Raw genomic sequence first — 24,918 nt, forward strand, 5'->3', positions numbered from 1 at the left:
CCCCGGCTGATAGGATGTTCGAGATGCTCGTCGCTGGTTCGACACGCCGCCCTGGCCTGTGGACGCTGCCGCTCCTGTGGGGCGGCGTGCTGGCCTCGCTCGGCTGCAGCGAGGTGACCGACCTGCTCGACGCGCGCGCCCTGCGGCGGCACTTCCCCGAGCAGGCCGACGCCATCCTCCAGAGCTCCTTCCCCTTCACCGCGGCGGCCGACGGCTTCGAGGCCGTGCGGCCGCAGGGCGCGCTCGCCGAGCTGCCCGGCGACGCCGCGCTGCGCCCCCGCTTCCCGCGCGACGGCGGCGGCGCCCTCCGCTTCCCGCTCCCCGACGGCTCCGTGGCGCTGGTGCGCGAGCTCGGCGCCGCGGGCGAGGCCGCGGCCGAGGAGAACGCCATCGCCTATCCGCGCACGGGCGGGACCTCGTTCTGGACCGCCCTGGAGGACGGCTACGAAGAATGGCTGCTGCTCGAGCCCGGCGCGGTCCGCCGCGACGCGCCCGTGGCCACCTGGCAGGTCGACGGGGCAGCGCTGCGCCAGCGCGGCGACGCCGTGGAGCTGGCCGACGCGCGCGGCATACCGCAGCTCCGCGTGACCGCGCCGGAGGCGTACGCGGCTGGGCAACGGCCGGTGGGCACGCGCCTCGTCGCGCGCGGCGAGCGGCTCGAGCTGTGGGTCGAGGCCGAGGGCGAGGCCGTGCTCGTCGATCCGCGGTGGAAGCTCAAGCAAAAGATGCACGAAAGCCGCGAGGGCCCCACCGCCACGGCGCTGCGTGACGGACGGGTGCTCGTCGCCGGCGGCGACGGCAAGGATTTCCGAGGGCTCCGTAGCGCCGAGATGTTCGACCCGAACACCGGCACGTGGCTCGCCGTCGAGCCCATGCTCTCTGCCCGCTCGACGCACACAGCGACGCTGCTGCGGGATGGACGGGTGCTCATCGCTGGCGGCTACGACTTCGGGACGACGCTCGACAGCGCCGAGATCTTCGATCCGGACTCCGGCAAGTGGACCGCCGTCGAGCCCATGATCTCCGCCCGGTTTGCCCACAAGACTGCGCCGCTCCCCGGCGGACGGGTGCTCGTCGTCGGTGGCAGCAGCCCGGAAGGCGGCGAGGACGGGACGATCAACAGCGCCGAGATCTTCGACCCCGACAGCGGCAAGTGGACCGCCGTCGACCCCATGATCTCCGATCGCTGCCGGCACGACGCTGCGCCGCTGCCGGGCGGCAAGGTGCTCGTCGCCGGGGGCTATGCCATGGGAGAAGAGCTCGACAGCGCCGAGGTGTTCGATCCCGACACCGGCAAGTGGACCGCCGTCGAGCCCATGACCTCCGCCCGCCAGGCGCTCACCGCCACGCCGTTGCCGGACGGGCGGGTGCTCGTCGTCGGAGGACGGATCGAGGGCGCCGAGGTGTTCGACCCTGGCACCGGCACGTGGCTCGCCGTCGAGCCCATGCGCTTCCCGCGAAGCTCGCACACCGCCACGACGCTCCGGGACGGTCGGGTCCTCGTCGCGGGGGGCGTCGGGATTGAAGGGCTCCGCGACCGCGCCGAGGTGTTCGACCCGGTCACCGGCACATGGCTCTTCAGCGAGCCGATGCTCTTCGGCCGCTCCAACCACGCGGCTGCGCTGCTGCCCGACGGGCGGGTGCTCGTCGCAGGCGGGGGCGCACTCGACAGCGCCGAGGTGTTCGATCCGGCCTCGGACACGTGGCTGCCCCTCGGGACCATGCCCACCGGCCGCATCGGGCACACCGCCACGGCGCTGCCGGACGGGCGGATGCTCGTCGTCGGCGGCGCTCGCACCGGAGCGCTCGAGAGCGTCGAGGTGTTCGATCCGGTCACCGAGACATGGCGATCGGGCGCGCCGCTGATCACGAGCCGCGCGGATCACACGGCCACGACGCTGCCCGATGGACGGCTCGTCGTCGCCGGCGGCTCGGGCGGCGGAGAACATCTCGACAGCGCCGAGGTGCTCGACCCCGCCTCCGGCATGTGGCGCCCGCTCGGGCGCATGAGCTCGCCTCGCAACGACCACGCTGCCGCGCTGATGCCGGATGGGCGGGTGCTCGTCACCGGCGGCAACAACCTCGATGTCGACGTCTTCCACCTCGACAGCGCCGAGGTGCTCGATCCGGCCTCCGGTACGTGGTCCCCCGTCGGCGACATGCACGACGGCCGCGCTCACCATACCGCCACAGCGCTGCCGGATGGGCGGGTGCTCGTCGCTGGCGGCTCCGGCATCGGAGGAGCGCTCGAGAGCGCCGAGGTGCTCGACCCCGCCTCCGGCATGTGGTTCCCCGTCGCGCCCATGTTCGCCGCCCGCTATGGACACACGGCCACGGTGCTGTTGGATGGGAGGGTGCTCGTCGCCGGCGGCGACAGCATCGAAGGAGTGCTCGAGAGCGCCGAGGTGTTCGACCCGGCCTCCGGCTTGTGGTTCGCCGTGGAGCCCATGTCCGCCGCCCGCGTCGAGCACTCCGCGACATTGCTGCCAGGCGGGCAGGTGCTCGTCGCTGGCGGCAGCGACCTTTCTGCCGGGATCTTCCGCCTCGATAGCGTCGAGATGTTCGATCCAGCCACGGGCAGGTGGCTTCAGCTCGGTCCCCTGCATACCGCCCGCAATCTTCACACCGCCGCGTTGCTGGCGGACGGGCAGGTGGTCCTCACCGGCGGCTTCGATGGAGAAGACAGAGACGACAGCGTCGAGGTGTTCCGCCCGATGCCGACGAGCAGCATCTGCAAGGCAGCCGTCGAATGCCAGAGCGGCTTCTGCTCCGACAGCGTCTGCTGCGATCAGGCCTGCAATGTCTATGTCTGCGAATCCTGCTCGGATCATCGCGGCGCCTCCGCCGACGGCGTCTGCACATCGCTGCACCCCGACTACCCGCCCTTCGCCTGCTCGCCCCGGACCGGGCAGCAAACGAAGCCGTGTGGTTCGGTCCACGACTGCGTGGAGGGCTACGTCTGCGACGCCTCGGGCGACTGTGTCCCGCCGCCGCCCAACGGTGGTTACCTCCACAACGGCGCCTGCCACCTCGCCACGCCCGCGGCGGCGCAGCCCGCCGCGCGCGGCCCGCTGGAGCTCGGCTTGCTGGCGCTCGCCGCCGCCTGCTCGGCGCTGCGAAGACCTCGCGGCGGCCGGCGCGATCGCGCCTGAGGCGGCGTGCAGCCCGCGAACGGACGGCCCGCGGCGGGCGCGCGCTCCGCGCGGACATGGGGCGGCGCCGCGGTCGCGCCGAGCTCGCCACGATCGCTGGACACTCCCTGGGCGCCTCTGCTGCTGAGGAGCTTCAGGTCGCCTGTAGCGACGTCAACTGTTTCAGGAGGTATGCCTTCAGGGCCTCGTCGGTCGTGAGTCCGATGGCGACCGTCAGCGCCTCGACGGCCGGGGCCGTGTTGCCGGCGCGGGAGAGCAGGTGACCCTTCGCGGCCCAATAGGGCTGGTAGGAGAGCATGCGTTTGTCGGCCTCGAGCGGCGCCAGATCGGCGAGCGCCGCGCCCGGACCGTCCACCTCGGCGCGCGCGACAGCCCGGTTGAGGATGACCACCGGCGAGCCAGTGAGCGCCAGCAGATGGTCGTAGAGCGCGACCACCGCCGGCCAGCTGGAGATGCCGGCCAGGCGGCGGGCGACATGCGCGGACTGGATCGCCGCCTCGAGCTGGTAGCGACCGCTCGGCCCCGCAGCGCTCGCCTGGTGCAGCAGGCCTTCGGCGCGCGCGATCAGCGAGCTGTTCCAGCGACCTGTGTCCTGTTGTTCGAGCGGCACATAGGCGCCGGCCGCGTCGCGCCGGGCCGCGCGGCGGGCGGCGGTGTAGAACATCAACGCCAGCATGCCCTTCGCTTCGGGTTCGTCGGGGAGCAGGGAGACGACCATGTGGCCAAGCCAGATCGCCTCGTCGGCGAGCTCGGGCATGGCGTCGTCGCCCACCTCGTTCCAGCCTTTGGAGTAAGCGGCATAGATCGCGTCAAGGACGGCGTCGAGGCGTTCGGGCAGCTCTTCCGGGTCGGGCACGCGAAAGGGAATGCCTGCGTCGCGAATGCGGGTCTTGGCCCGGACCAACCGCTGCCCCATGGTCTTGGGCGGAATCATGAAGGCAGCGGCGATGTCCTCGGCGCTCAGGCCGAGGATGGTCTGAAGGATCAGCGGCGTGCGCACGGCGCGCTCGATCGCCGGATGGGCGCAGGCGAACATCAGGGCGAGCCGGCGGTCCGGGATCGCGTCCTGCTCGTCTGCCACCGCTTCGATCTCGTCGCCGATCCGCTGCAGGTGCTCCTCCCCGGCCTTGCGGGTCTGCGTCCGGCGCGCCGTGTCGGTCTGCCGTCGGCGCGCCGCGGTCAGCAGCCAAGCGTCCGGATTGTCCGGTACGCCGTCCACCGGCCACACGCGCAGGGCTGACGTGAAGGCTTCGCCGAGCGCGTCCTCGGCGCCCGCCACGTCGCGGGTGCGCGCGCTCAGGAAGGCGACGAGGCGGCCGTAGCTTTCGCGCGCCACGCGCTCGGCAGCACGACTGGCCTCGTCCATCACATCACGCCTTCTGGTCTACCTGAGGGGCCACGATCGACGGGCGGCCGAGGGTCCGACTTGCCGGCCGGAGCGCCCACGAGGCGACGGCGAGGGCGGCGAAGCCCAGCGTCACGGGGACGTGCCACGCGGGGCTGCGGCAAACCACGTGGGACACTGCTGCGCCCGTCATGTTGAAGAAGACGCCGGCATAGGCCCACTCCTTGATCCTCGGGAACCCTGGGGCCAGGAGCGCCAGCGAGCCGAGCAGCTTCCACGCGCCGAGGATCATCACGAAATACACGGGATAACCGAGATGCTTCATGCCGTCGATCGTCTCCGGTCGCCGCGCGAGCTCGGCGATACCTCCGCTGGTCATCGCGAACACGACGATCCCCGTCGTCATCCAGTGCCCGATCGACCTCGCGGTCAGCCTCACGGCTTGCCTCCCATGTGGACTGCTGCCGCTGTCGGTGACACCGCGCGCCTCGGCAGCACGGATGGCCTCGCCCGACACCATCAGCGCTTCCCACCCGCCTGGGGATCCATGACGGGACGGATCTCGATCGACCCGTATTTGCTCGAGGGGCAGCGCTTGGCCCAGGCGATCGCCTCGTCGAGGCTCGGGGCTTCGACGAAGAAGTAGCCGGCGAACTGCTCCTTCGTGTCCGCATAGGGGCCATCGAGCACGTCGGTCTTGCCGTCGTGCTGGCGCACGGTGGTCGCCGCGGAGCTCGGCTGCAGCCGCTCACCCGGAGCAGAGCCGGCGGCCTTGGCGAGCGCCTCGTTGAAGGCCGCGTATTCGGCCCAGAGCTCCTTCTGCGGGGCCGCGGCGAGGGCGGGTTCGTCGTGGTGGATCAGCATCATGAATCGCATGTCGTTGGCTCCTCCAGCGGAACCGCATGTCCCGCTGTGACAATGACGGGCGAGCCCCGAGGATTTCTACCGGCCCCCGAAGAATTTACTCCACGGCGGCAGCGCGCAGAAGAGCGCGAAGCCGACGCGTGAGATCGGCGGGCCGCCCTTCGCCCGATTGGATTGGCCGCCGCAGGATCTGGGGGCGCGGTCCATGGGGTCGACCTTGCGACCTCGGCACGATCCGTCCGAAGTGTATCAGGAAGCCTCGTGTCAGCCAGGGCGAGAGCCGCCACGGGAGCTCCGTCAGCCAGGGCGAGAGCCGGCTACGGGAGCTCCGCGTCGCAGATCGAGATCCGCCTCCCGAAGGGGACGAGCCACCGCCTCGTCAGCGCCGCCCTCCGCAAGCGCTGCCGGTGCGGGAGGCCGCGTCAGGCGTCGCGCGACCGCGGCGCGGGCGGGGAGGCCCGCCGCGACGCCTGCTGCTCGGCCGCGGCCTCCGCGAGCTGCTCGCGCAGCCACGCGTGCGCGGGATCGTCGGTGAGCCGGGGGTGCCAGACGGCCGAGAGGGTGAAGCCGGGGAGGGCGAGCGGCGGCCGCGCGACGACGAGCTTCAGCGCGGGGGCGATGTCCCGCGCGACCTCCCCGGCGAGGACGCCGACGAGGTCGGTGCCCGAAAGCAGGTGCGGCGCCATCAGGAAGTGCGGCAGCGTGACGTGGACATCGCGCTCGAGCTGCTGAGCGGCGAGCGCGCGATCGACGACGCCGACGCGCCCGCCGTGCGGTGAGACGAGCAGGTGTGGCCGCGCGAGGAACGAGCGCAGCGTCCGTGGCGCGGGAGGCCGGCACACGAGGGCGAAGTCGTCGCGCAGCAGCGGCCGGGACTCGAGCCCGGTGAGCCCGGGTCCCTCCACTGCGAGGCCGACGTGGACCTCGCCCGCGTCGAGCGCCCTGGCGGCGTCGCGCGTCTCGAACGCCAGCACGGCGAGCCGGGCCCTCGGCGCGCGCGCCCGGAGTTGCCGGACGAGCCGCGGCAGCAGCACGTACGCGGCGTAGTCGTTCATGCCCACCCGCAGCTCATCGCAGAGCGCCGCGGGGTCGAACGCCGGACGGCGGGCGAGCGCCGCCCGCAGACGATCCAGGGCCGGCCGCACGTCGCGCCGGAGCTGCTCCCCGCGGGGCGTCAGGAAGAGGGCGCGGCCGCGCCGGACGAGCAGGCGATCGCCGAGCAGCGCGCGGAGCCGGCCGAGGGCGTTGCTCGTCGCGGGCTGGCTCAGGCCCACGCGCTTGCCGGCGGCGGTCACGCTGCGCTCCTCGAGCAGCGCCTCCAGGACGACGAGCAGATTGAGGTCGAGCGCGGCGAGATTCACGGCGTGAATGCATAGCATCCCGTGCATCCATTGGACGGGCGGACCGCGCGCCCGCACGCTGGGGCCTGTTCAACGCGGAGGGACAGCACGGATGAGAGCTGCATTGTTGAGGTCGGGCCCGGGCGCGGGCGGCGTCGTGATCGGCGAGCGGGAGCTCGGCCCCGTTCCACGCGGGCACGTGCGCGTGCGCGTCGCGTTCGCCGGGGTGAACCATATCGATCTGCTCCTGGCCGACGGGAAGCTCCCCCTCTCGCCGAGGCCCGTGGGGCTCGGCCTCGAGCTCGCGGGGACGGTCGAAGGGCTGGGCGAGGGCGCGCGCGGGCCGGCGGTGGGCGCGCGCGTCGTCGCGGTGGGCACGCCGCACACCGGCGCGTTCGCCGAGCTCGCCGACGTCGAGGCGCGCCGCGCCGCGCTCGTGCCCGACGGCCTGCCGCTCGATCGCGCCGCCGCGTCGATCGTCAACTACGCGACGGCGTGGGTGCTCCTGCGCGAGCGCGCCAGGGTGGCGCCCGGGGAGGCGGTGCTCGTGCACGGCGCGGCTGGCGGCGTGGGGACTGCCGCCTTGCAGCTCGCCCGCCACCTCGGCGCGCGCCCGATAGCGCTCGTCGGCGACGCCTCCAAGGTCGACCATGCGACGCGCAACGGCGCCGCCGCCGTGATCGACCATGGCCGCGAGGACGTCGTCGCGCGGGCGCGCGCGCTGACCGACGGGCGTGGCGTCGATGTGGCGCTCAACGCGACCGGCGGCGCGACGCTCGCGCGCGATCTCGGCCTGCTCGCTCCCTTCGGCCGCCTCGTGTCCTTCGGCTTCCTGGGAGGGCCGCCCGGCGCCGAGCTCGGCGCCGCGCTCGCGGACGGCTTCGGACGCAGCGTATCGCTCGCCCTGAGCGACCTGTTCACGGTGGTGAATGAGGCGCCCGAGCGGTTCTCGCGCACGATGGACGGGGTGCTCTCGCTCGTCGAGCGCGGAGCGCTCGATCCGGTCGTTCACGCGACATGGCCGCTCGATCGCGTCGCCGACGCGCTCGAGGCGCTGCGGGCGCGCGCCGTTCACGGGAAGATCCTGCTGCGCTGCGCTGCCTGAGGACGAGGCGCCGGCGTCGCCGGCGGCTCTGCGAAGCCGGAGCGAGGGGCGGGCGATCGCTTGCTGGGGGGGCGATGACCGCGAGAACGGGTCTCTGGACCGCCGAAGCGGGTCCAGGAATGGCGCGACGGGGGTCGCGCAGGTCTCCAGACCCCCCTGCGCGGTGCTCCAGACCCCCTGCGCGGTGCTCCAGACCCCCCTGCGCGGTGCTCCAGACCCCCCTGCGCGGTGCTCCAGACCCCCTGCGCGGTGCTCCAGACCCCCCCTGCGCTGTCCTCGATCGCCCTCCCACTGTCGACGGGGCCGTCCCCTGCGAGGTGTCATCCGGCACGATGCAGGTAGCGCTCGACTATCTCGACGGTGACCATGGCGGAGACGGCGCGCCGGGCCTCGACGGTGATCGGCTCGGCCTCACCGCCTCCGCTACCGCTTCCAGGTACGCCTTCACCCGCTCCAGGTCGAGGCGCCCGCCGCCGTCGTCGCCGTCCCGCAGTCCGCTCTCGGCGTCGACGCTCGCGCTACGCTGGAGCAGCGGGGCCACCTGCGGCACCGTCTCGGCGCAGAGCCCGCCGGCCACGCCGATGCCGAGGTGCGGGTAGGCCGCCCGCTGCGCGCCGAAGACCTCCGCCGCGCCTTCTACGTCGAGCGGCTCCCCCGTGCCGCCGCTGGCGTCGATGAGCACGTCCGTGATGAGGCCTCGGCTCGCGTAGGGCGCGACGTGCGCCACACCGGCGCCGCGTCCCAGCTGGAGCACGATGCGCGGCTCCCGCCCGGTGCGCTCGTACAGCCTGCGGAAGGCCCAGAGGTCGTGCGCGCTGGGCCAGGCCCCGTTGAACTGGAACCCGTGGCAGCGGTGCCCGCTCATCTCGAAGAGGCGCGCCAGCGTGTCTCCGTCGGGCGGCGTGTCGGCGCCGTAGTGGACCAGGTTGAGGCACCGCGGGTCGTCGCTGAAGATCCCGGCGATGCTCGCGATCTTGGGGTACCGGCGCCACCACAGATTCTGCTGGCCGGCGAGCGTCTTGTCGCTGGCGAGGACGCCGACCATGAGCTGCCGGCCGGGGAAGGCCGAGATGGCGGCGAGGACCTCGGTGCGGGAGACGATCCCGCTGACTCCGACGTACGCGGGCGGCGCGCTCACGCCGACCTCCTGGGCCCGGAGCGCCGCACCTGCCGCGCCTGCGCCCGCCAGAAGAACCACCCGGCCAGCGCCTCCAAGGCGCCGCGCTCGCTCACCGGACGAATCGAGAAGATCGGCCTCATGACACCACCGCTCCGTTCCGCATCGCCCTCGCGAGCGCCGCCACATCCGCCTCGACGCCGCGGTCCGAGCAGCGCACCGGCACCAGCGCGGCCAGCTGCTCCAGGAGCGACGCCCGCATCTCGACCGTGCACCGCGCCGGCGCCTGATCGAGCAGCGCCTTCGCCTCCAGCTCGCCTGGCGACATCTTGCCGGTGCGCTCCACGTGCAGCGCGACGACCAGACCGCCCGTCTCGTCGAGCGCCGCCTCGACCGTGAGCCCCACGCCGGCGCTCATCGCGTCCACGCCACGCTCCCACCCGCGGCCGAGCCGAGGCGGAACAGCGCCGGCCACATCACGAACATCATCGCCGCCTCCTCTCCTTCAGGCGCCCCGCGCTCACAAGCAGCGCGACCGCCATCGCCAGAGCCCGGCCGCTCATCGGCCGCCCGTCCTGCGCACAACGCGCACGCCGCTCCGGCCCACGACCGCGCCCGCCGCGTTGACCCGCGCCGCCACGGCCCAGACCCAGACCACTGACATGGCCTCGACTCGCTCGCCAGGTGACATCCCGCTCCGCGAGCTCGGCCCGGGCCGACGCTGCGACCTCCAGCGCGGTCACGAGGCGCTTCGGGTTCGGCGCCGCGGAATCGTCCCGCCAGGAACCCCCGGTGCATGCCGACGCGCAGCATCGTCGCGCTCACGGCCGGATCGCCCCGGAACCGCTCCGCAACCGCGTCGATCCGGCGGTCGGCTCGCGCGCTCGCGCAGGATGCCGCGCGCGACACAGCGGAACGACCAAGAGCCGCTCGCCGGGGGCACGACCGGCCGGACGCCTCGTTGCCGAGGGCTGAGGCTCGGAGGGCCTCGCAGAGGGATGGCCTCGCAGCGACGGAGCTCCACGGCGAGCACCAGGCCGGCGGGGCCGACCCCGAGTCTGCGTGCTGGCGTGCTGGCGCAGCTCGGAGACGAGCGGTCGGACACTACCGAACGGCGGGGCAGGCGGCGGTGGGTTCCCGCCCTGCCGGCCGGCCTCATCTCCCATCCACCCTGCCGGAGGCACGTCTTCTTGACAAGGGACGGTATCTCCACTGGCTTTCCAGCGTGGGATGGCGATGGGGGTAGCTGGAGCGGCACGGCTCCGCGGCCCTCCATCGCGGACCCGGGGTCCACCCGACTCGGTTCAGCTCAATTCCAGCGCTGGAAATTACCGTTATTGCAACCCAGCGCGTAGACGCTGCCGCCGGGGTTGCTGTCCAGGCACAGCCCGGTTGCGACGTTCCTGATCTCCCACCCGTATGTACCCTTGTAAGTCACCGTCCACTGCTGGAATGATCCACCATTGCAGGCCAGGGTATAGGCGCTTCCGCTGGGGTTGCTGTCCAGGCACAAGCCGGTTTGCGCATTGATGATCGTATCTCCATAGGTAGACGGGGTGTTCCTCCACAGCTGGTAAGAGCCGCGGTTGCAGCCCAGCGTGTAGACGCCTCCGGAGCTGTTGCTATCGAGACATCTCGACGTGGCAGTGTTTACCCAGGTCCACGGTCCTCCGTTCAGCGCCGACGTGGCCTCTGCAACAGCATCATCCTCGGTTGCCTCGTCGTCGGAAGCGGCGACGCATCCCGAGAGCGAGAGCAGAGACGCGAAGAGCGAGATGATAGCGATCCTTTTCTTCATAAATACTCCTTGGCTATTGTGTCGCCCGGGGCGGGGCGTCACTGCGGCTCCTCGGCGGTTATTCGATCGACGCGCGCTCCGCAGCGCGGCGGGCCGAACACGCTCCGCCTTTGGAGCGTGGAAGGTCCCATCAGGTAGGCGGGTTGGCAAGGCAAATAGGAAAACAGGGAACGGATTACGCTCTTTGAACCCTACCTGATGCCAGCAGGGTATGCCCGCTGGCTGTGGAGTGAAGGCGGCTCGCTCTATGCATGGATAATTTGTCGATACAGCGTCATTTTTGCGGGAGGGAGCCGGATCGCATAAGAAATCTTCTATCGCCTGAGAGGCCAGCAAGGCGGGGTCTAGCGCAAGCGACGCCAGCGCTTGCTCACGTTCGCGAGGCGCTTCCGTCCCCGGGAGAGCCGCCCGAATGCGGTCCCGATGGGCATCCCGAGGCTCCGGGCGACCTTGCTGCCCTGCTCGCCGTCGCCGGTCTGGCCGGGAAGGTGGGGTCTACCGCAGGCGACGCCAGCGCTCGAGCACGTGCGCGATGTGTTTGCGGCCGAGGCGGAGTCGCGTGAAGGCGGTCTCTACGGGCAGCGTCGAGAGCCGGGCGACCTTGCTCACCTGCTCGCCCTCGCCGACCAGTGACGAGGACGATCCGCTCCCGGGACCTGAGCAGCCGGAGCTGGTCCAGTAGACCGCGCGGCTCGACCGGCCCGTTGGGGGACGGTGCCCGCTGCTCGGTCATGCGGTGCGGGTCCGCGAAGGCCACCTCCCGGCGGCGGTAGGCTTCACCCTACGGGCGCGAGCGCGCTCGGCCCTCCGATACCGCCGACAGCCCGATCCCGTCTCCAGATCGGCGTTGCTCGCCGTTTCCGTTTCGTGGTGAGCTGAGGGGCATGGTCGCCTCGAAGCTCGTCGCGGTCCTCTCCCCCTGTGCCCTCGCGCTCGCGGCCTCCCTCGCGGCGGGCTGCGCCCCGTCCGACACGGACCAGCAGGCCGCGGACTGCTCGACGGCGGGGCAGAACGAGCACCTCTTCAAGCTGATGAAGGACGTCTATCTCTGGTACGACCTCGTGCCGGAGCTCGACTACCGGGCGTACCCCTCGCCCGAGGCGCTCCTCGAGGATCTCATCGACAAGCCGCGCGATCGCTGGAGCTACGTCTCGAGCAAGAGCGACTACGACGCTTACTTCCGGGAGGGGCAGACCCTCGGGCTCGGCTTCCGGTGGGGCTACGACCAGGAGGGCAGCCTCCGGCTCGCGCTGGTCCACCCCGCCTCGCCCGCGGGGGCGGCGGGCCTCCGGCGGGGCGACAGGGTGCTCGCCATCAACGACATCGACGTCGAGCAGGTCGCGCGCGACGACCTCTGGGAAGAGGTGTCGGGCCCCGACGAGGAAGGCGTCGAGATGTCGCTGAAGGTCGAGCGCGCGGGCGAGGAGGCCTCCACGGTCGCTGTCCAGAAGGCGTGGTATGCCGTCACCACGGTGCTCAACCAGCGCGTCGTGCAGGCCGGTCCCGCGAAGGTCGGTTACCTGATGCTCACCACCTTCATCGAGCCTTCCGCCGAGGAGCTCGATCGCGCCTTCGCGGCGTTCAGGGAGAGCCAGGTGAGCGAGCTGGTGCTCGACCTGCGCTACAACGGAGGCGGGCGCCTTGCGGTCGAGAGGCACCTCGCGAGCCTCATCCACAAGCCCGGGGCGAGCGACGCCCTGCTCGACATCACCGCGCACAACGACAGGCATGGCGACTGGGACAAGCGCGCCTCGTTCGAGGCGCTCGAGCAGCCGGCGCTCCCGCTGTCCCGGCTGGTCGTCATCACCGCCAGCGGCACGGCCTCCGCCAGCGAGACGCTGATCAACAGCCTGCGCCCCTACATGGACGTCAAGCTCGTGGGCTCGACCACGCACGGCAAGCCCGTCGGCATGCACGGCTGGGATTATTGCGGCAAGATCCTCAACCCGATCTCGTTCCGGGTGCTCAACGCGAAGGAAGAGGGGGATTACTACGAGGGCTTCACCCCCGACTGCGCCGCCGACGACACGCTCAACGCGGAGCTGGGCGACGCGGGCGAGACGTGCCTCGCCGAGGCCCTGCACCTGCTGGAGCACGGCGAGTGCTCGAGCCCCGCGCAGGCGAGCGAGTCCGGCGAGCGACGCCGCGCGCCGCCGCGGGAGATCCCCTGGGAAGGCCTCCGCCGCGAGGTCGGCGCCCTCTGAGCCGCGCGCCCCGATCGAGCCCGGCGGACCGCCCGCCCCGCGGCGCCGCCCGGCAGGCCGCAGGCGCCGCTCCGGCGCGCGTGAAAGAGCGCAGCGATGGCTTGACACGCTGAGCGGCTTGACGGACATTCCTCCGCCATAGCGGACACATGGCCGCGGCCAGGAGGGACACTGACATGAGCCTGCAACTCGGAAGCATCGCGCCTGATTTCGAGCAAGAGTCCACGCACGGGACCATCCGGTTCCACGAGTGGGCGGGGAAGTCGTGGGTGATCCTGTTCTCGCACCCGAAGGACTTCACCCCGGTCTGCACGACCGAGCTCGGCGCGGTCGCGAACCTCAAGGCGGAGTTCGACAAGCGCGGCGTCAAGCCCATCGCCCTCAGCGTCGACGATGTCGAGTCGCACAAGCGCTGGACCGTGGATATCGAGGAGACGCAGCGCACGAAGCTGAACTACCCGATCCTGGCCGACGTGGACCGGAAGGTCTCGAACCTTTACGGCATGATCCACCCGCAGGCGAACGACACGCTCACGGTCCGCTCGGTGTTCATCATCGACCCGAACAAGAAGGTCCGCGCGACGATCACGTACCCGGCGAGCACCGGGCGCAACTTCGATGAGCTCCTGCGCATCATCGACTCGCTCCAGCTCACGGACAGCCACTCCGTGGCGACGCCGGCCAACTGGAAGGAGGGCGATGACGTCGTGATCGTCCCGTCGCTCCAGGACCCCGAGGTCCTCGCGCAGAAGTTCCCGAAGGGCTACAACGCCGTCCGCCCGTACCTGCGCCTCACCCCGCAGCCGAACCGCTGAGCCGACGGCGGCGCCGCCCGCCCCCTCTCGCGCGCACCACGCATGACCCGGCTGCTCGCCCTGCTCGCGCTCTCGCTGTCGGCCTGCGCCCGCGCGCCGGCGCGCGAGGGGCCAGCCGCGCGTGAGGCGTCGGATGCGCGCGAGAGGCCCGGTGCGCGCGAGGCGCCAGATGCCCGGGGCGCCGCCCCGCCGCCGCCCGCGCGGGCCGAGAGCCCGCGGTGGCGGCTCGCGCACCACGAGACCTTCGACGCCCCGTTCCAGGAGCCCGCGGCGTGGACCGAGGACGCCTATGGCGACGGGAGCCCCTACCACGTCGATGCCTTCGACGAGGACGGCGCTTTCTTCTCCTCGAAAGGCGGCGAGGTGTTCCGCGAGGGGCTGCGGCGGTTCCGCTCCTTCCGCAAGTCCTTCACGCACGGCGAGGGGGGCTGGCTCACGGTCGAGCTGTACGGCCGCGACAGCGACCGCGACGGCGTCCCCGAGACAGGCGGCCGGTTCGAGGCGGCGGGCGGCAAGGCGAGGCTCGTCTCCACGCGCCACCACGACGGCGCGATCCTCCGCTCGACCGCGCCCCTGCCGGCGCGGTACCGCGTCGAGGTGACCGTCTCGAACATCGCCTTCGGCGGCCCGCGACAGGGCAGCTGGAAGCACGGGGGCAAGGTCAACGGCTATGACGGGGACGAGCTGGCCGACCCGTGGCGCTTCAGCGACAGGAGCACGACGCCGCTGTCCGCGGTCTTCGGTAACGGTGTTTACTTTCTCTGCATCACCGATTACGCGCGGCCGGCGCCTCACAACAACGTCTTCATCCATCATCACCGCAAGGTGGTGATGGACACGGACAACAACTTCGGCGACGCAGGCCCCTGGTCGTCGGTCTGGAGCCCGCTCACCGGCCGGGCCGAGCAGGACGGCTCACGGTACGTGAGCATGCTCTGGCTCAGCGGCGAGGCGTTCGGGACCCCCTGGAACGGCAACGAGTTCACGTCGTACACGCCCGGCGGGTGGAAGGAGGGCCCCGTCTTCACGGACAAGTACCTCGACGGGGAAGCGTACGTGTTCACCATCGAGCGCGACGGCGCGGGCTACGCGATGTCCGCTTCGGGCAGGTTCCACCACGGCGGCCGCACGACCTACGCGGCGCGGAGGGGCTTCCGCGAGCCGCCGGTGACATGGCATTACAACCAGCGCCCCGAGGAGTACGCGCCGCCGGGCCACAACGAGACGGTGCGCTTCGGCGAGACCTTCGAGACATGGCCGGCGGGGTCGGCCTACCCGGATCACTTCTTCTTCGGCGATCCGCACATCAACTATTACGAGGGCACCGCCGAGTTCGACGACGTGAAGCTGTACCTGCCCGACGACGGATGAAGCGCGTCGTCCGCGGGCGCGGGCGCTCGCGGCCGGGCGCGGCTCAGTGCAGCCCCGCCCTGCGGGACCGGGGCGCTCGCGCCCGGATCGAGGGCGCCACCTCCTCGCGGTGCAGGTCGAGCCGGCACACGTCGAGCGGCTCGTCGAGGAAGGGGAGGTCGAGCGTGAGCTCCTGCGCCTCGATCTTCTGCGCTTCTTTCTGCGCTTCCAGCACGCGCCTCGCCCGCGGGTCGTCCCGGAGCGAGGCGGGGAACACGATCTGCCCCGCCGACGCGAACCCCTGGAGCTTCGCGGCGAGGTTCACGGTGCGACCGAAGTAGTCGATCCCCTTGTCGAGGTTCACCGCGAGGCACGAGCCCATGGTGAGGCTGAGCCGGAGGCGGAGCCCGCTGTCGTCGCGATCCGGGTGAAACTGCTCCTGGAGCGCGATGGCCGCGCGCAGGGCGTCGCCCGGGTCGCGGAACGCGGCCATGACGGCGTCGCCCATCGTCTTCACGACCACCCCGCGGCTCGACCGCACCGCCGCGTGGACCTCGTAGAAATGGCGCTTCACCGCGGCGAAGGCCCGCGCGTCGCCGTGGCGCTCGTAATACCGTGTCGAGCCGACGATGTCCGAGAACAGGACGGTCTGCTCTCCCACCTGGATCTGGACGTTGGAGGCCAGGTATTCGAAGGCGAAGAGGTCGCGGAACTCCTGGAGCCCGAAGAGCGCGGCCGGGCGGAGCGCGTCGTCGACCCACCGCACGTCCTCGACGACGAGCGTGCGCCGCTCCTTCGCTTCGTTGACGAGCGTGATGATCGGCGAGGGCCCCGCCACGACAGCTCCCCTGTCGCCGGTGTGCAGCGTCACCTCCTGGACGGGCGACCGCGGGTCGACGTCGAGGAACCGATGGCGCGGCTCCCCGATGGCCCGCACGCGGTAGCGCCCCGGCGCGAGGCGCGTCGCGACGGCGCGGCGCTCGCCCGGACCGAGCGGCTGCTGGACCTTGATATGCTCCTTGGTGGACGCCTCGGCGAGGCAATGCACCCGCGGCTCGACGTGCCGGATCGAGGGGTTCACCTGGAAGGTCACCTCGATCGCCTGGGGCGCGTCGGTCGAGAACTCGACGGCGCACGCCGCGCACGACGCCCTCGGCGGCACCTCCCCGAGGACCCGCGCCCGCTGCCGGACGCCGCGGCAATGGGGGCAGATCAGGTCCCAGCCGAGGTGGAGCAGCCCGGCGCGGGTCGCGTACAGGCAGGCGATGGTGAGCTCGCGCTCGTCGATGCGCCACCGCCGGGCCAGGGGCAGCACGCGGATGCGCCGGAGCTCCGTGTCGTCCGCGCGCTCGACGTGGCGGAGGAGGGCGTCGACGACCGCCTCCCGCACGCCGTCCTGGCGGAGCGCCTCGCGCAGGGAGGCGAGGCGCTGCTTGACCTCGCGGCCGAGCGCCGGCGGGGGCTCCGCGAGGAGCTGGTGGTGGGGTCGATCCTCCGCGATCTGCTGGTCGAGGCGCGCGAGGGCCCGCCGGTACACCTCACGGAGGGGGCGCTCGCCGAGGGCGAGGAGAGGCCGGGAGAGCGGGCTCCGCAGGTACCACGCGAGGTGGATCTCGACCCGGGTGCCCCCGGCGCTGCGCGGCGCGAGGGAGAAGGCGATGGAGAGGTGCGTCGCCACCCCGTTGTCGTAGACGCGCAGGGCCCTCATCTCCCGCTCGGCGACCCACGCCCACGGCGGCTCCGTCCACTGGAAGGAATAGCCGAGGGCGCTCGACGCGCCCCGGAGCACGCCGTCTCGCTCCGAGTAGGCGATGAGCGGGAGCCCCATGGCGCGATCGAGCCGGTCGGTGTCGATGAGGATCGGCCAGAGCTCCTCGGGGCTGGCCTGGAGATCGAACGAGAAGCGCCACTCCATGGGTGGACCGAGGTCTCGTGTCTCGCTCGTCCAGGGGTGCTCGTTCATGGCGCCGATTCGTGGGTCGACCTGGGCTCACCTGCCCATCTCGGCGTCCAGTCTAGCCGCTGCCAGGAGCGCGGCTGTTCGGGGCAGCTGGTATTACATCCAGGCATTGCCCGCATTTGCCGTAGGGCGACGGGCCGATCGCGAACGAGCTTACATTGCGACGGGATTCCAGTGTGGCTTCACATGTCGCCAGAGCTCACACGCTGCAGCGCAGGCGCGGAGGAGGCGGCCCGCGGCACCGGAAGGAAGCATCGAGGCCTCTCTACGGCCCGGGCTTTCCGGGGACAACCCGGTTCCCGGCGCGCGGCGGGGGCACCGCCCGGCCCGAGCGCCGCGGGTCAGTCGGCCAGCGCCTCGCGCGGGCGGCGGGCGACGAGCGCGTGCCCCTCGAGGACCTCGCGGACGGTGCCGTCCGCGCCGGCGTGCTTCGCGATGGCCTTGCGGACCTCGACGGCCAGGTCCTCCTCGCGCGACCCCGGCCGGCCGTGCCAGGTGGCCGCGAACGACAGGGCGCGGTCGACGAAGCGCTCGATGGGGGTCTCGCGCGGCTCGAGCACGGAGATGCGCTCGAGGTGGCTGAACGCGGAGTCGAGCAGCACGGCCTCGTTCTTCGCGGACTCGCGGATCTGCGGCCGCGCCGGGTCCTCGGTCGAGTACTTGTCGATGAGGGCCTGGAACTCCTTGTGCCACGCGTTCGCCGGGACCTCCGGGTACGTCTCGCCGAACAGCGCCACCGCGCCGCCCCGCTCGAGCAGCGCGTCCAGCGACCGGAGGGTCTCGACGCGGTCCATCCAGTGGAAGGCGCGGCCGATGGTCGCGAGCTTGAAGCGGCCGAGGTGCGGCCCGAGCTCGTACGAGCTGCCCTGCACGAAGCGGATCGAGGCGCCGGCGCGCGCGGCGTTCTCCCGGGCCGCCGCGAGCATCTCGGGCGACGGATCGACGGCGGTCACCGACCCGGCGTGCGACGCGAAGTCGATCGCGAGGAAGCCCGGGCCGGTCCCGAGATCGAGCACGCTGGCGTCCTGGTTGACCCCGACCAGCTCGGCCACGCGGCGGCTGAGGAGCTTCGGATAGGCGGGGCGGCCGGTGGTGTAGTACCGCGAGGCGGTCTTGAATCGTTCGGGGTAGAAGAGCTTGCGTTCTGACATGGGGATGGGACCTCTCCTGGCCTCAGGCCAGCGTGGCGCGATACAGCACTCGCCGCTGATCGCCGTAGTCGTGGATGGCGCGGTGCTGCACGAGGCGGTTGTCCCAGATCGCGAGCGAGCCGGGCCTCCAGCTGAACCGGGCGTGCAGCACCGGATCGGCGAGCACGCCGAAGAGCAGCCGCAGCAGGCTCTCGCTTGTCGTGCGGCGGTCGCCGCGTCGACCTCGCGGCTGAGGTCGACGCCGGTCACGGTGGCGCCGAGGAGGGGCGTGTGACGGCGCACCTCGACGGCGTGGAAGGTCGGTGGGCGCTCTGCGGTTGCGGTGAGGACGAGGGACATCGATTGCCTCCGGGTGGATGAGACAAGCCTCGGCAGGGCGAGCCCGCGCCGCCGGCGCCGCTCCGCTGCGAGCACGGGGCCAGCAGCGAGCGCCGGCGCGCGGGCGCGCTGCGTCAGCCGACGCGGGGCACAGGGCGTACCAGGGGCCGAGAGCTGCGGGCGCCGGGCGCCGCCGGGCAGGGCGCGGCGCGGCGCTGCTGCCCCCGGAGCAGCCGCGCAGCAACGCAGCTGGCCGGGGCGCACGGCGCGGACCGCCGGAGGGCGCACGGCGGACGCCGGAGGGCGCACGGCAGACGCCGGAGGGCGCACGGCAGACGCCGGAGGGCGCACAGCAGAGACAGCACCCGCTGAACCGGTTCAGAGGCGCCGGCGCGGGCGCGCTCACCGGCGCGATGCTCGATGTGCTCGGCGAGACCACCCGCTGAACCGAGAGGCCCCAGGCGACCGGGCCTGTCCGTCGCCGTCCGGATCAAGGATCATTCTGGAACGATCATTCTAGAATGATCGTTCCAGAATGATCGCTTCATGAGATGACCCGGGCCGTCGCCGGCCGTCCTGCCGTCGCGGCGCCGCTCGCGCGCCGGCTCAGCCGGACGCCTTCGCGAAGACGTCGCGCACGAGCGCGGCGACGTCGTCGGGCCGCGAGAGGAACGGGGAGTGGCCCGCGTCGAGCCGCCGGACCTCCCGCGCGCGCTGCGACATCGCCTCCTGCGCGAACACCGGGATGGCGTTGTCGCGCTCGCAGATCACGTACGTCGAGGGCAGCTCCTTCCAGGCCGCGGCGGTCAGCTGCTGCGTGAAGGACGCCCTGGCCTGGGGCAGAAGGGCCGCCTCGGCGGCGGCGGCCACCTCGTCGGTGCAGTCGTTGTAGAAGATGTCGCGCGGGTCGGCGGGCGTCACCGTCCTGCCGTCGGCGGAGGTGATCCACCACGGCGGGTCCTGGCCGCTGGCCGCGGAGAGCAGCGACTCCCCCGGGCCGAGCATGAACGCGCACAGGTAGACGAGGTGCGCGACCTTGCCCGTGCTCGCCGCCACCTCCGTGACCGGCAGCCCCCCGTACGAGTGCGCGACGACGACCGCCTTGCCGGGCACCTCGGCGAGCGCCGCGCGGACCGCGGCCACGTCGGCCGCGAGGTCCCCGAGCTGGCCCGTCGCGGGCCCGGCGCTCGGCAGGTCGGGCACACGGACGTCGATCCCGCTGTCGAGCAGCCGGCACGCGACCTGAGACCAGCACGACGGCCGGTGCCAGGCGCCATGGACGAGTACGACCGAGGTGATTGCGCTCATGAGCTCCCCGCCTTTGCAGCCCGCGATCGGGCGGGCCCGACGCTATCCGACCCCCTCGAGCGGCACCAGCCCGCGCTCCGCCCGCGCCGGTGGCCGGCCCGCCCCCGCACCCCCGCCTGCCGCCCCCGCATCGAGCTCCGCGCAAAATACCGCGCGCCCGCGGCGCGATCCAGGCGCGCGCTGGACGGCGGCCCGATTCCAGGGTAGATCATTTATCGGAACGGCATTCCGAATAATGGAACGGTCTGGGACGGTCGACAAGGCGGTGCGCGCCCTCGAGGCGCTGCGGGAGGGCGGCGGCAGCGCGTCCCTGGCGGAGCTCGCGGAGCGCGTGCGCATGCCCAAGGCGACCCTGCACCGGCTGCTCGCGTCGCTCGCCGCGCACGCGCTGGTCGAGCAGGACGGCGAGGGGCGCTACCGGCTCGGCGTCGGGCTCATCCGCCTCGGGCTCGGGGCGCAGGGGCTCGACGCCGTCGCGCGCGTGGCGCGGCCGGAGCTGGAGCGGGCGGCGCGCGCCTTCGGCGAGACGTTCTTCCTCGTCGCCGCGCGCGCCGGGCGGCTCGTCGTGCTCGACAAGGCCGAGGGCACGGGGCTCCTGCGCGCGGCGCCCACGGTCGGGGCCGAGGTGCCGGTCGACGTCACGGCGAGCGGCCGGCTCTACCTCGCGCACGCGCCGGGGCTCGTGGGCGCCCCGGACGTGGCCCCCGCGACGCAGCGGGCGGCGCAGCGCGCCGCGAAGCGCGGCTACGACGTCAACGAGGGGGAGTGGATCGACGGGCTGACCGTCATCGCGGCCCCGGTGCTCGCGCGCGGCGGCCTGCACGGCTGCATCGCCTGCGCCGCGGCCGCCCAGAGCCTGCGCGGCGAGCGTCTCGACGCCGCGGTGCACCACACGCGCGACGTCGCCGAGCGCGTCGCGCGCGCTCTTCATGGGGAAAGCAGGAGGTGAACTGTATGAAGACCTGGATCGATGGGCGCGTCGTCGACGTGGCGGACGCGACGGTGAACGTGACCGACCACGGGCTGCTCTACGGCGACGGCGTCTTCGAGGGCATGCGCGTCGCGGCGGGGCGGCTCTTCCGCGTCGACCGCCACCTCGCGCGGCTCGCGGTGGGCGCGAAGGCGGTGGGCATCGCGCTGCCGCGCTCGCTCGACGAGCTCCGCGGGATCGTCGAGGAGACCGCGCGCGCTCACGGCGAGCGCGAGGCCTACGTCCGCCTCGTCGTGACGCGCGGCGTCGGCCCGCTCGGCGTCGACCCCACGACGTGCGAGCGGCCCGGGCTCTTCTGCATCGTGGGGGCCATCCGCCTGTTCAGCGACGAGCAGCGGCGGCGCGGCCTCGAGCTCATCACGTCGAGCCACCGCCGGCCCGACGCGGACGCGCTCGACATGCGGATCAAGAGCCTGAACTACCTGGGCTCGGCGCTCGCGAAGCTCGAGGCCAGGCAGCGCGGCGCCGACGACGCGCTGCTGCTCAACACGCGAGGCCACGTGGCCGAGGCGAGCGTGGCGAACGTGTTCGCGCTGCGCGGCGACGTGCTCTCGACGCCGCCGGTCACCGACGGGTGCCTCGAGGGCATCAACCGCGCGGCCGTGATGGACATCGCGCGCAGCCTCGGGCTCACGGTCGTGGAGCGCTCGCTCGGGCGGCTCGACTTCTTCGCCGCCGACGAGGCGTTCCTGACCGGCACCGGCGCCGGCGTGATCGCGATGCGGAGCCTCGACGGCCGCACGATCGGCGGGGGCGAGTGCGGCCCCGTCACGAGCCGCCTGACCGCGCTGCACCGGCGGCTCGCCGAGAGCGAGGGCGTCGAGATCATCGCGCCGCCCGGCGGTCGTCCGGCGTAGGCAGGGGGCCGAGAGGAGAGCGCAGCGAGGCGGCGAGCGGAAAGGGACTTAACCGATTAAGTCGCCCGTCGTCCGGCGGCCGTCGCCCGGGGAGGCGGCCCGCCGGAGGGCACGTCAGCTCTCGCGGGCGATCTCCGCGAAGATCCCCCGCAGCCAGGTGTGCGCCGGGTCCTTCGCCTGCCGCTCGTGCCACACCTGATCCAGCGAGAACCCGCCGAGCTCCACGGGCGGCTTCATGACGCGCAGCGCCTCCATCCCGGCGAAGACGCGCGCGATGCGCGCCGGTACGGTCAGCACGAGATCGGTCTGTGCGACGATGTGCGCCGCCACCAGGAAGTGCGGGATCTGCAGGGCCACGCGGCGCGAGAGCCCCTGTTGGGCCAGGACCTCGTCCACCCGGCCGCCGCCCTCGCCGCGCGGGCTGATGAGCGCGTGCGGCAGGCTCGTGTACATCTTGAGCGTGAGCTTGCTCCGCACGACGGGGTGATTCCGCCGCACGACGCACATGTAGTGCTCCTCGAGCAGCCTTTGCCGGTAGAACCCCGATGGCACGGCGGGGAGCAGGCCGATCGCCAGGTCGACCTTGCCGGTCTCCATCGAGCTCCACATCTCGTTGTCGTACGGCCGCGCGATCAGGTCGACGAACGGCGCGTCGGCGAAGAGCTTGTGCACGAGGCGCGGCAGCAGGATGAGCTCCACGTAATCGACCGTGGCGACGGCGAACGAGCGGCGCGACGTCGCGGGCTCGAAGCGCGGGCTGCGCGCGACCGTCGTCTCGATCTGGGTGAGGGCCTCGCGGATGGGGCCGATGAGCTCCTGCGCGCGCGGCGTCGGGATCATCCCCCGCGGCGTGCGCACCAGGACGGGATCGTCGATCAACGTGCGCAGGCGCCCGAGCGCGTGGCTCATCGCCGACTGGCTCAGCCCGACGCGCGCCGCCGCGCGCGTGACGCTCCCCTCCGCGAGCAGGGCGTCGAAGACGACGAGCAGGTTCAGGTCGATCGAGGCAAGATGCACGGGATGCATGGGGCCCATGCTACTAATGAGTTGGTAGCGCGCCATCGGTCGCCCTAGAGCTTCTTCACTGAGCCGGCACGGACGGCCCCGCCTGGGGAGGCGGAGGATGCCGCCGGTCATCGCGCAGATGCCTCGCTTCGATCTTCAGAGCACACCCGCGGAGACTTGCTTCCGGCTCCTGCTCGCGCCGGTCTCGGCGGCGATCGCCCGCGGTCGCCGCCGCAACCAGGTTGCACATCGGCGGTCGGCGCATGTCATCCCCACGGTCGCCTTTGTCGAGAAAATGAAGCAGTCAGAATCGTGCTGTAAGCCCAGGTGTTGGTTGCCCTACCTGGTCCGGTCCGCTAAGTAGACGCCGCCTGAGATCGCCCCGGAGGGCGAGCCCCCGCGCGGCTCGCGTCGCGGCAGATCGGCTACGGTGCCCGGATCGGGCCGCGCGCGAGCGGACATGAGCCTTCGGCGAGCCTCGAGGGCCGCCTGGATGGCCTTGAGTGGCCATCTCGCCTCCGGCTGACCCCGGCGGTCCTGGATCGAGCTGTGTTGACCCGTGACGGGCCAGTTTCCACCGCATTTCCCCCGGCGCCATGTGCCGGGCCCATGAACAGCACGTTTCGGCAACTGTACGGAACGACGGTAACAGGGAGTGAGAGCGCCATGCCAAGTCCGAAATTGAGTTCCTTGATCCTCGCTCCGATCGCCGCCGTTGCCTTCCTCGCCTCGTGCGCGCCTCCCGCGCCCGGGGGCGAGCGCCACGGCGCCGCGTCGAGCGCGCTCACCGCTCAGGCTCGGCTCACCGCGTGCGAACAGGACCCCCGGGTGGTCGCCGGGCTCGTCACGCGGGAAATTTGCGCAGGCGCTGATATCTTCTTTCGCGAGACGTTCGAGGGCAATGGCCGTTCCTGCGGGACCTGCCATCCTGTCGAAAACAACTTCACGATTGACATCCCGTTCATCGACACGCTCATCGACAATAACCCCCTCGACCCGCTGTTCATCTTCGAGCAGGAGCCCGAGCTGGAGGAGCTCGAGACGTTCGAGCTGAAGACGCTCGGCCTGATCCGCGTGAACATCGATGGTTATGACGACCTCGACAACAAGTACGTGATGCGCGGGGTCCAGCACACGCTGTCGCTGGCGACGACCATCACGCCGGACCCGGCGAACGGGACGGAGGGCGTTCAGGTCCATCGCACGGGCTGGTCGGGCGACGGCGCGCCGGGCACCGGCTCGCTGCGCGAGTTCCTCACCGGCGGGATCACGCAGCACATGCCGACCGATCTCGGCCGCGAGCCCGGGGTCGCGTTCCGGCTCCCGACGGAGGAGGAGCTCGATCTCACGCTGGCCTACCAGCTGAGCCTCGGCCGGACGAACGAGCTCGATCTGACGCAGGTCGTCCTCGCCGACCCCGAGGCGGACGAGGGGCGGCTGGCGTTCCTCGATCCGGCGCGCGGCCGCTGTAACGTGTGCCACTCCAACGCGGGCGCGAACCACCTGGACTCGGGGCTGAACCGCAACCTCGACACGGGGACCCGGAAGGCCCCGGCGTGCAGCACCATCGGGGCGTTCGACGGCGGGTTCGGCGGCAAGGACCAGGCCGAGCCGAACCTCGACGTCATCGGCCTCGGGTTCAAGCACGGGTTCGGCGACGGCACGTTCAACACCCCGCCCCTCATCGAGGCCGTGGACACGCCGCCGTTCTTCCACACGAGCGCCTTCGGGCCCGACATCGAGGCCGCGGTGGCGTACTACATCTCGAATTTCTTCAAGGAGTCGCCGGCCGGCCTGGAGCTGGAGGCGCGGTTCGGCGCCCCGATCGCGTTCCCCGACTCCGACATCATCAAGATGGGGCGCTTCCTCCGCGTCCTGAGCGCCGCGTTCAACGTCGACCTGGCGAGGCAGCGCCTGGACGCCGCCCTGGTGCTGGTCGACCGGTTCCACGACAGCAGGACCGACGTCCAGGAGCGCCTGATGGAGCTGGCCGAGGTCGAGCTCGACGACGCGCTGCAGGTCCTCGCCATCGGCGGCACGCCGCTGCACCCCGTCTCCAAGGAGCGACTCCGGCTGGCGAAGGCCGAGATCGCGGCGGGCCTCGAGGCGACGCGCTGGTCGCAGCGCCAGCGCCGGCTCGCGGCGGCGATCTCGCGGGTCAAGGTCGCGCGCGACCAGTTCGGCTCCAACATCACCTACCGGCTCGGCAAGGGCAACCTGATGTACTAGCGCGGGACT

Annotated in this window: 21 protein-coding genes; 9 read left to right on the plus strand and 12 right to left on the minus strand. The window is 71.9% G+C overall.

The window, feature by feature from the left end:
• Window positions 1-23: 23 nt before the first annotated feature.
• Window positions 24-3,152, plus strand: coding sequence for a Kelch repeat-containing protein (locus WME89_RS01860; RefSeq protein WP_438007571.1), 3,129 nt, complete (start codon window positions 24-26; stop codon window positions 3,150-3,152).
• 133 nt (window positions 3,153-3,285) lie between these two features.
• Here the strand turns inward: WME89_RS01860 and WME89_RS01865 are convergent, their stop codons facing one another.
• The 4 genes from WME89_RS01865 to WME89_RS01880 all read right to left on the minus strand — a co-directional run bounded on the left by WME89_RS01865 (window position 3,286) and on the right by WME89_RS01880 (window position 6,740).
• The gene (locus WME89_RS01865) at window positions 3,286-4,518 is read right to left on the minus strand and encodes an RNA polymerase sigma factor (protein ID WP_438007572.1); all 1,233 of its coding nucleotides are present in this window, start codon (window positions 4,516-4,518) and stop codon (window positions 3,286-3,288) included.
• 4 nt (window positions 4,519-4,522) lie between these two features.
• Entirely contained in the window at window positions 4,523-4,936 is a 414-nt protein-coding gene (locus WME89_RS01870; protein ID WP_438007573.1) for a DoxX family protein, read from the minus strand.
• Between the two features lie 80 nt (window positions 4,937-5,016).
• On the minus strand, window positions 5,017-5,373 hold the full coding sequence (locus WME89_RS01875) for a YciI family protein (RefSeq protein WP_437745607.1): 357 nt from the start codon (window positions 5,371-5,373) through the stop codon (window positions 5,017-5,019).
• 410 nt (window positions 5,374-5,783) lie between these two features.
• Window positions 5,784-6,740 carry a LysR family transcriptional regulator gene (locus WME89_RS01880; RefSeq protein ID WP_438007574.1) on the minus strand — a complete coding sequence of 319 codons (957 nt, stop codon included), beginning with the start codon at window positions 6,738-6,740 and terminating at the stop codon, window positions 5,784-5,786.
• Between the two features lie 85 nt (window positions 6,741-6,825).
• Here WME89_RS01880 and WME89_RS01885 point away from each other — a divergent pair, with 85 nt between their 5' ends.
• The gene (locus WME89_RS01885) at window positions 6,826-7,806 is read left to right on the plus strand and encodes a quinone oxidoreductase family protein (RefSeq protein WP_438007575.1); all 981 of its coding nucleotides are present in this window, start codon (window positions 6,826-6,828) and stop codon (window positions 7,804-7,806) included.
• Between the two features lie 349 nt (window positions 7,807-8,155).
• On the opposite strand, the gene WME89_RS01890 is transcribed toward WME89_RS01885, so the two are convergent.
• The 3 genes from WME89_RS01890 to WME89_RS01900 form a co-directional block, all read right to left on the minus strand.
• The gene (locus WME89_RS01890) at window positions 8,156-8,944 is read right to left on the minus strand and encodes a hypothetical protein (RefSeq protein WP_438007576.1); all 789 of its coding nucleotides are present in this window, start codon (window positions 8,942-8,944) and stop codon (window positions 8,156-8,158) included.
• 118 nt (window positions 8,945-9,062) lie between these two features.
• Window positions 9,063-9,350: a hypothetical protein gene (locus WME89_RS01895; protein WP_438007577.1), complete on the minus strand. Its 288-nt coding sequence runs from the start codon at window positions 9,348-9,350 to the stop codon at window positions 9,063-9,065.
• An 882-nt stretch (window positions 9,351-10,232) separates the two neighbouring features.
• Window positions 10,233-10,721 carry an RICIN domain-containing protein gene (locus tag WME89_RS01900; RefSeq protein WP_438007578.1) on the minus strand — a complete coding sequence of 163 codons (489 nt, stop codon included), beginning with the start codon at window positions 10,719-10,721 and terminating at the stop codon, window positions 10,233-10,235.
• A gap of 423 nt (window positions 10,722-11,144) precedes the next feature.
• Here WME89_RS01900 and WME89_RS01905 point away from each other — a divergent pair, with 423 nt between their 5' ends.
• The 4 genes from WME89_RS01905 to WME89_RS01920 all read left to right on the plus strand — a co-directional run bounded on the left by WME89_RS01905 (window position 11,145) and on the right by WME89_RS01920 (window position 15,111).
• The gene (locus WME89_RS01905) at window positions 11,145-11,354 is read left to right on the plus strand and encodes a hypothetical protein (protein ID WP_438007579.1); all 210 of its coding nucleotides are present in this window, start codon (window positions 11,145-11,147) and stop codon (window positions 11,352-11,354) included.
• A 251-nt stretch (window positions 11,355-11,605) separates the two neighbouring features.
• A complete protein-coding gene (locus tag WME89_RS01910) occupies window positions 11,606-12,925 on the plus strand; it encodes a S41 family peptidase (protein WP_438007580.1) in 1,320 nt (439 codons plus the stop codon).
• 176 nt (window positions 12,926-13,101) lie between these two features.
• Window positions 13,102-13,740, plus strand: coding sequence for a peroxiredoxin (locus WME89_RS01915; RefSeq protein ID WP_437623115.1), 639 nt, complete (start codon window positions 13,102-13,104; stop codon window positions 13,738-13,740).
• Window positions 13,741-13,782: 42 nt separating this feature from the next.
• Complete coding sequence (locus WME89_RS01920) at window positions 13,783-15,111, plus strand: hypothetical protein (protein ID WP_438007581.1); 1,329 nt, start codon at window positions 13,783-13,785, stop codon at window positions 15,109-15,111.
• Window positions 15,112-15,154: 43 nt separating this feature from the next.
• On the opposite strand, the gene WME89_RS01925 is transcribed toward WME89_RS01920, so the two are convergent.
• The 4 genes from WME89_RS01925 to WME89_RS01940 form a co-directional block, all read right to left on the minus strand.
• Entirely contained in the window at window positions 15,155-17,053 is a 1,899-nt protein-coding gene (locus WME89_RS01925; RefSeq protein ID WP_438007582.1) for a DUF5939 domain-containing protein, read from the minus strand.
• Between the two features lie 338 nt (window positions 17,054-17,391).
• On the minus strand, window positions 17,392-18,201 hold the full coding sequence (locus WME89_RS01930; protein WP_438007583.1) for a class I SAM-dependent methyltransferase: 810 nt from the start codon (window positions 18,199-18,201) through the stop codon (window positions 17,392-17,394).
• A 22-nt stretch (window positions 18,202-18,223) separates the two neighbouring features.
• Complete coding sequence (locus tag WME89_RS01935; protein WP_438007584.1) at window positions 18,224-18,958, minus strand: TauD/TfdA dioxygenase family protein; 735 nt, start codon at window positions 18,956-18,958, stop codon at window positions 18,224-18,226.
• A gap of 167 nt (window positions 18,959-19,125) precedes the next feature.
• Complete coding sequence (locus WME89_RS01940; protein WP_438007585.1) at window positions 19,126-19,827, minus strand: alpha/beta hydrolase; 702 nt, start codon at window positions 19,825-19,827, stop codon at window positions 19,126-19,128.
• Between the two features lie 235 nt (window positions 19,828-20,062).
• Between WME89_RS01940 and WME89_RS01945 the strand changes: the two genes are divergently transcribed.
• Window positions 20,063-20,776 carry an IclR family transcriptional regulator gene (locus WME89_RS01945; RefSeq protein WP_438007586.1) on the plus strand — a complete coding sequence of 238 codons (714 nt, stop codon included), beginning with the start codon at window positions 20,063-20,065 and terminating at the stop codon, window positions 20,774-20,776.
• A 5-nt stretch (window positions 20,777-20,781) separates the two neighbouring features.
• Window positions 20,782-21,675 carry a branched-chain-amino-acid transaminase gene (gene ilvE / locus WME89_RS01950; protein ID WP_438007587.1) on the plus strand — a complete coding sequence of 298 codons (894 nt, stop codon included), beginning with the start codon at window positions 20,782-20,784 and terminating at the stop codon, window positions 21,673-21,675.
• A 114-nt stretch (window positions 21,676-21,789) separates the two neighbouring features.
• On the opposite strand, the gene WME89_RS01955 is transcribed toward ilvE, so the two are convergent.
• Window positions 21,790-22,701 (minus strand): LysR family transcriptional regulator, encoded by a 912-nt coding sequence (locus tag WME89_RS01955; RefSeq protein WP_438007588.1) that lies wholly within the window; start codon window positions 22,699-22,701, stop codon window positions 21,790-21,792.
• 669 nt (window positions 22,702-23,370) lie between these two features.
• Between WME89_RS01955 and WME89_RS01960 the strand changes: the two genes are divergently transcribed.
• Window positions 23,371-24,909, plus strand: a complete 1,539-nt coding sequence (locus tag WME89_RS01960) for a hypothetical protein (RefSeq protein WP_438007589.1) — start codon at window positions 23,371-23,373, stop codon at window positions 24,907-24,909.
• The last annotated feature ends 9 nt before the right edge of the window (window positions 24,910-24,918 follow it).

Source organism: Sorangium sp. So ce321, from assembly GCF_051530195.1.
In the GTDB taxonomy this organism is placed as follows: domain Bacteria; phylum Myxococcota_A; class Polyangia; order Polyangiales; family Polyangiaceae; genus Sorangium.

What these genes read in the sequence shown, in the direction of transcription:
- WME89_RS01915 (WP_437623115.1), top strand. Translation starts at nt 13,102, where the DNA reads ATGAGCCTGCAACTCGGAAGCATCGCGCCTGATTTCGAGCAAGAGTCC.
- WME89_RS01920 (WP_438007581.1), top strand. Translation starts at nt 13,783, where the DNA reads ATGACCCGGCTGCTCGCCCTGCTCGCGCTCTCGCTGTCGGCCTGCGCC.
- WME89_RS01865 (WP_438007572.1), bottom strand. Translation starts at nt 4,518, where the DNA reads ATGGACGAGGCCAGTCGTGCTGCCGAGCGCGTGGCGCGCGAAAGCTAC.
- WME89_RS01910 (WP_438007580.1), top strand. Translation starts at nt 11,606, where the DNA reads ATGGTCGCCTCGAAGCTCGTCGCGGTCCTCTCCCCCTGTGCCCTCGCG.
- WME89_RS01875 (WP_437745607.1), bottom strand. Translation starts at nt 5,373, where the DNA reads ATGCGATTCATGATGCTGATCCACCACGACGAACCCGCCCTCGCCGCG.
- WME89_RS01945 (WP_438007586.1), top strand. Translation starts at nt 20,063, where the DNA reads ATGGAACGGTCTGGGACGGTCGACAAGGCGGTGCGCGCCCTCGAGGCG.
- WME89_RS01905 (WP_438007579.1), top strand. Translation starts at nt 11,145, where the DNA reads ATGGGCATCCCGAGGCTCCGGGCGACCTTGCTGCCCTGCTCGCCGTCG.
- WME89_RS01955 (WP_438007588.1), bottom strand. Translation starts at nt 22,701, where the DNA reads ATGCATCCCGTGCATCTTGCCTCGATCGACCTGAACCTGCTCGTCGTC.
- WME89_RS01940 (WP_438007585.1), bottom strand. Translation starts at nt 19,827, where the DNA reads ATGAGCGCAATCACCTCGGTCGTACTCGTCCATGGCGCCTGGCACCGG.
- WME89_RS01930 (WP_438007583.1), bottom strand. Translation starts at nt 18,201, where the DNA reads ATGTCAGAACGCAAGCTCTTCTACCCCGAACGATTCAAGACCGCCTCG.
- WME89_RS01860 (WP_438007571.1), top strand. Translation starts at nt 24, where the DNA reads ATGCTCGTCGCTGGTTCGACACGCCGCCCTGGCCTGTGGACGCTGCCG.
- WME89_RS01925 (WP_438007582.1), bottom strand. Translation starts at nt 17,053, where the DNA reads ATGAACGAGCACCCCTGGACGAGCGAGACACGAGACCTCGGTCCACCC.
- ilvE (WP_438007587.1), top strand. Translation starts at nt 20,782, where the DNA reads ATGAAGACCTGGATCGATGGGCGCGTCGTCGACGTGGCGGACGCGACG.
- WME89_RS01880 (WP_438007574.1), bottom strand. Translation starts at nt 6,740, where the DNA reads ATGCTATGCATTCACGCCGTGAATCTCGCCGCGCTCGACCTCAATCTG.
- WME89_RS01900 (WP_438007578.1), bottom strand. Translation starts at nt 10,721, where the DNA reads ATGAAGAAAAGGATCGCTATCATCTCGCTCTTCGCGTCTCTGCTCTCG.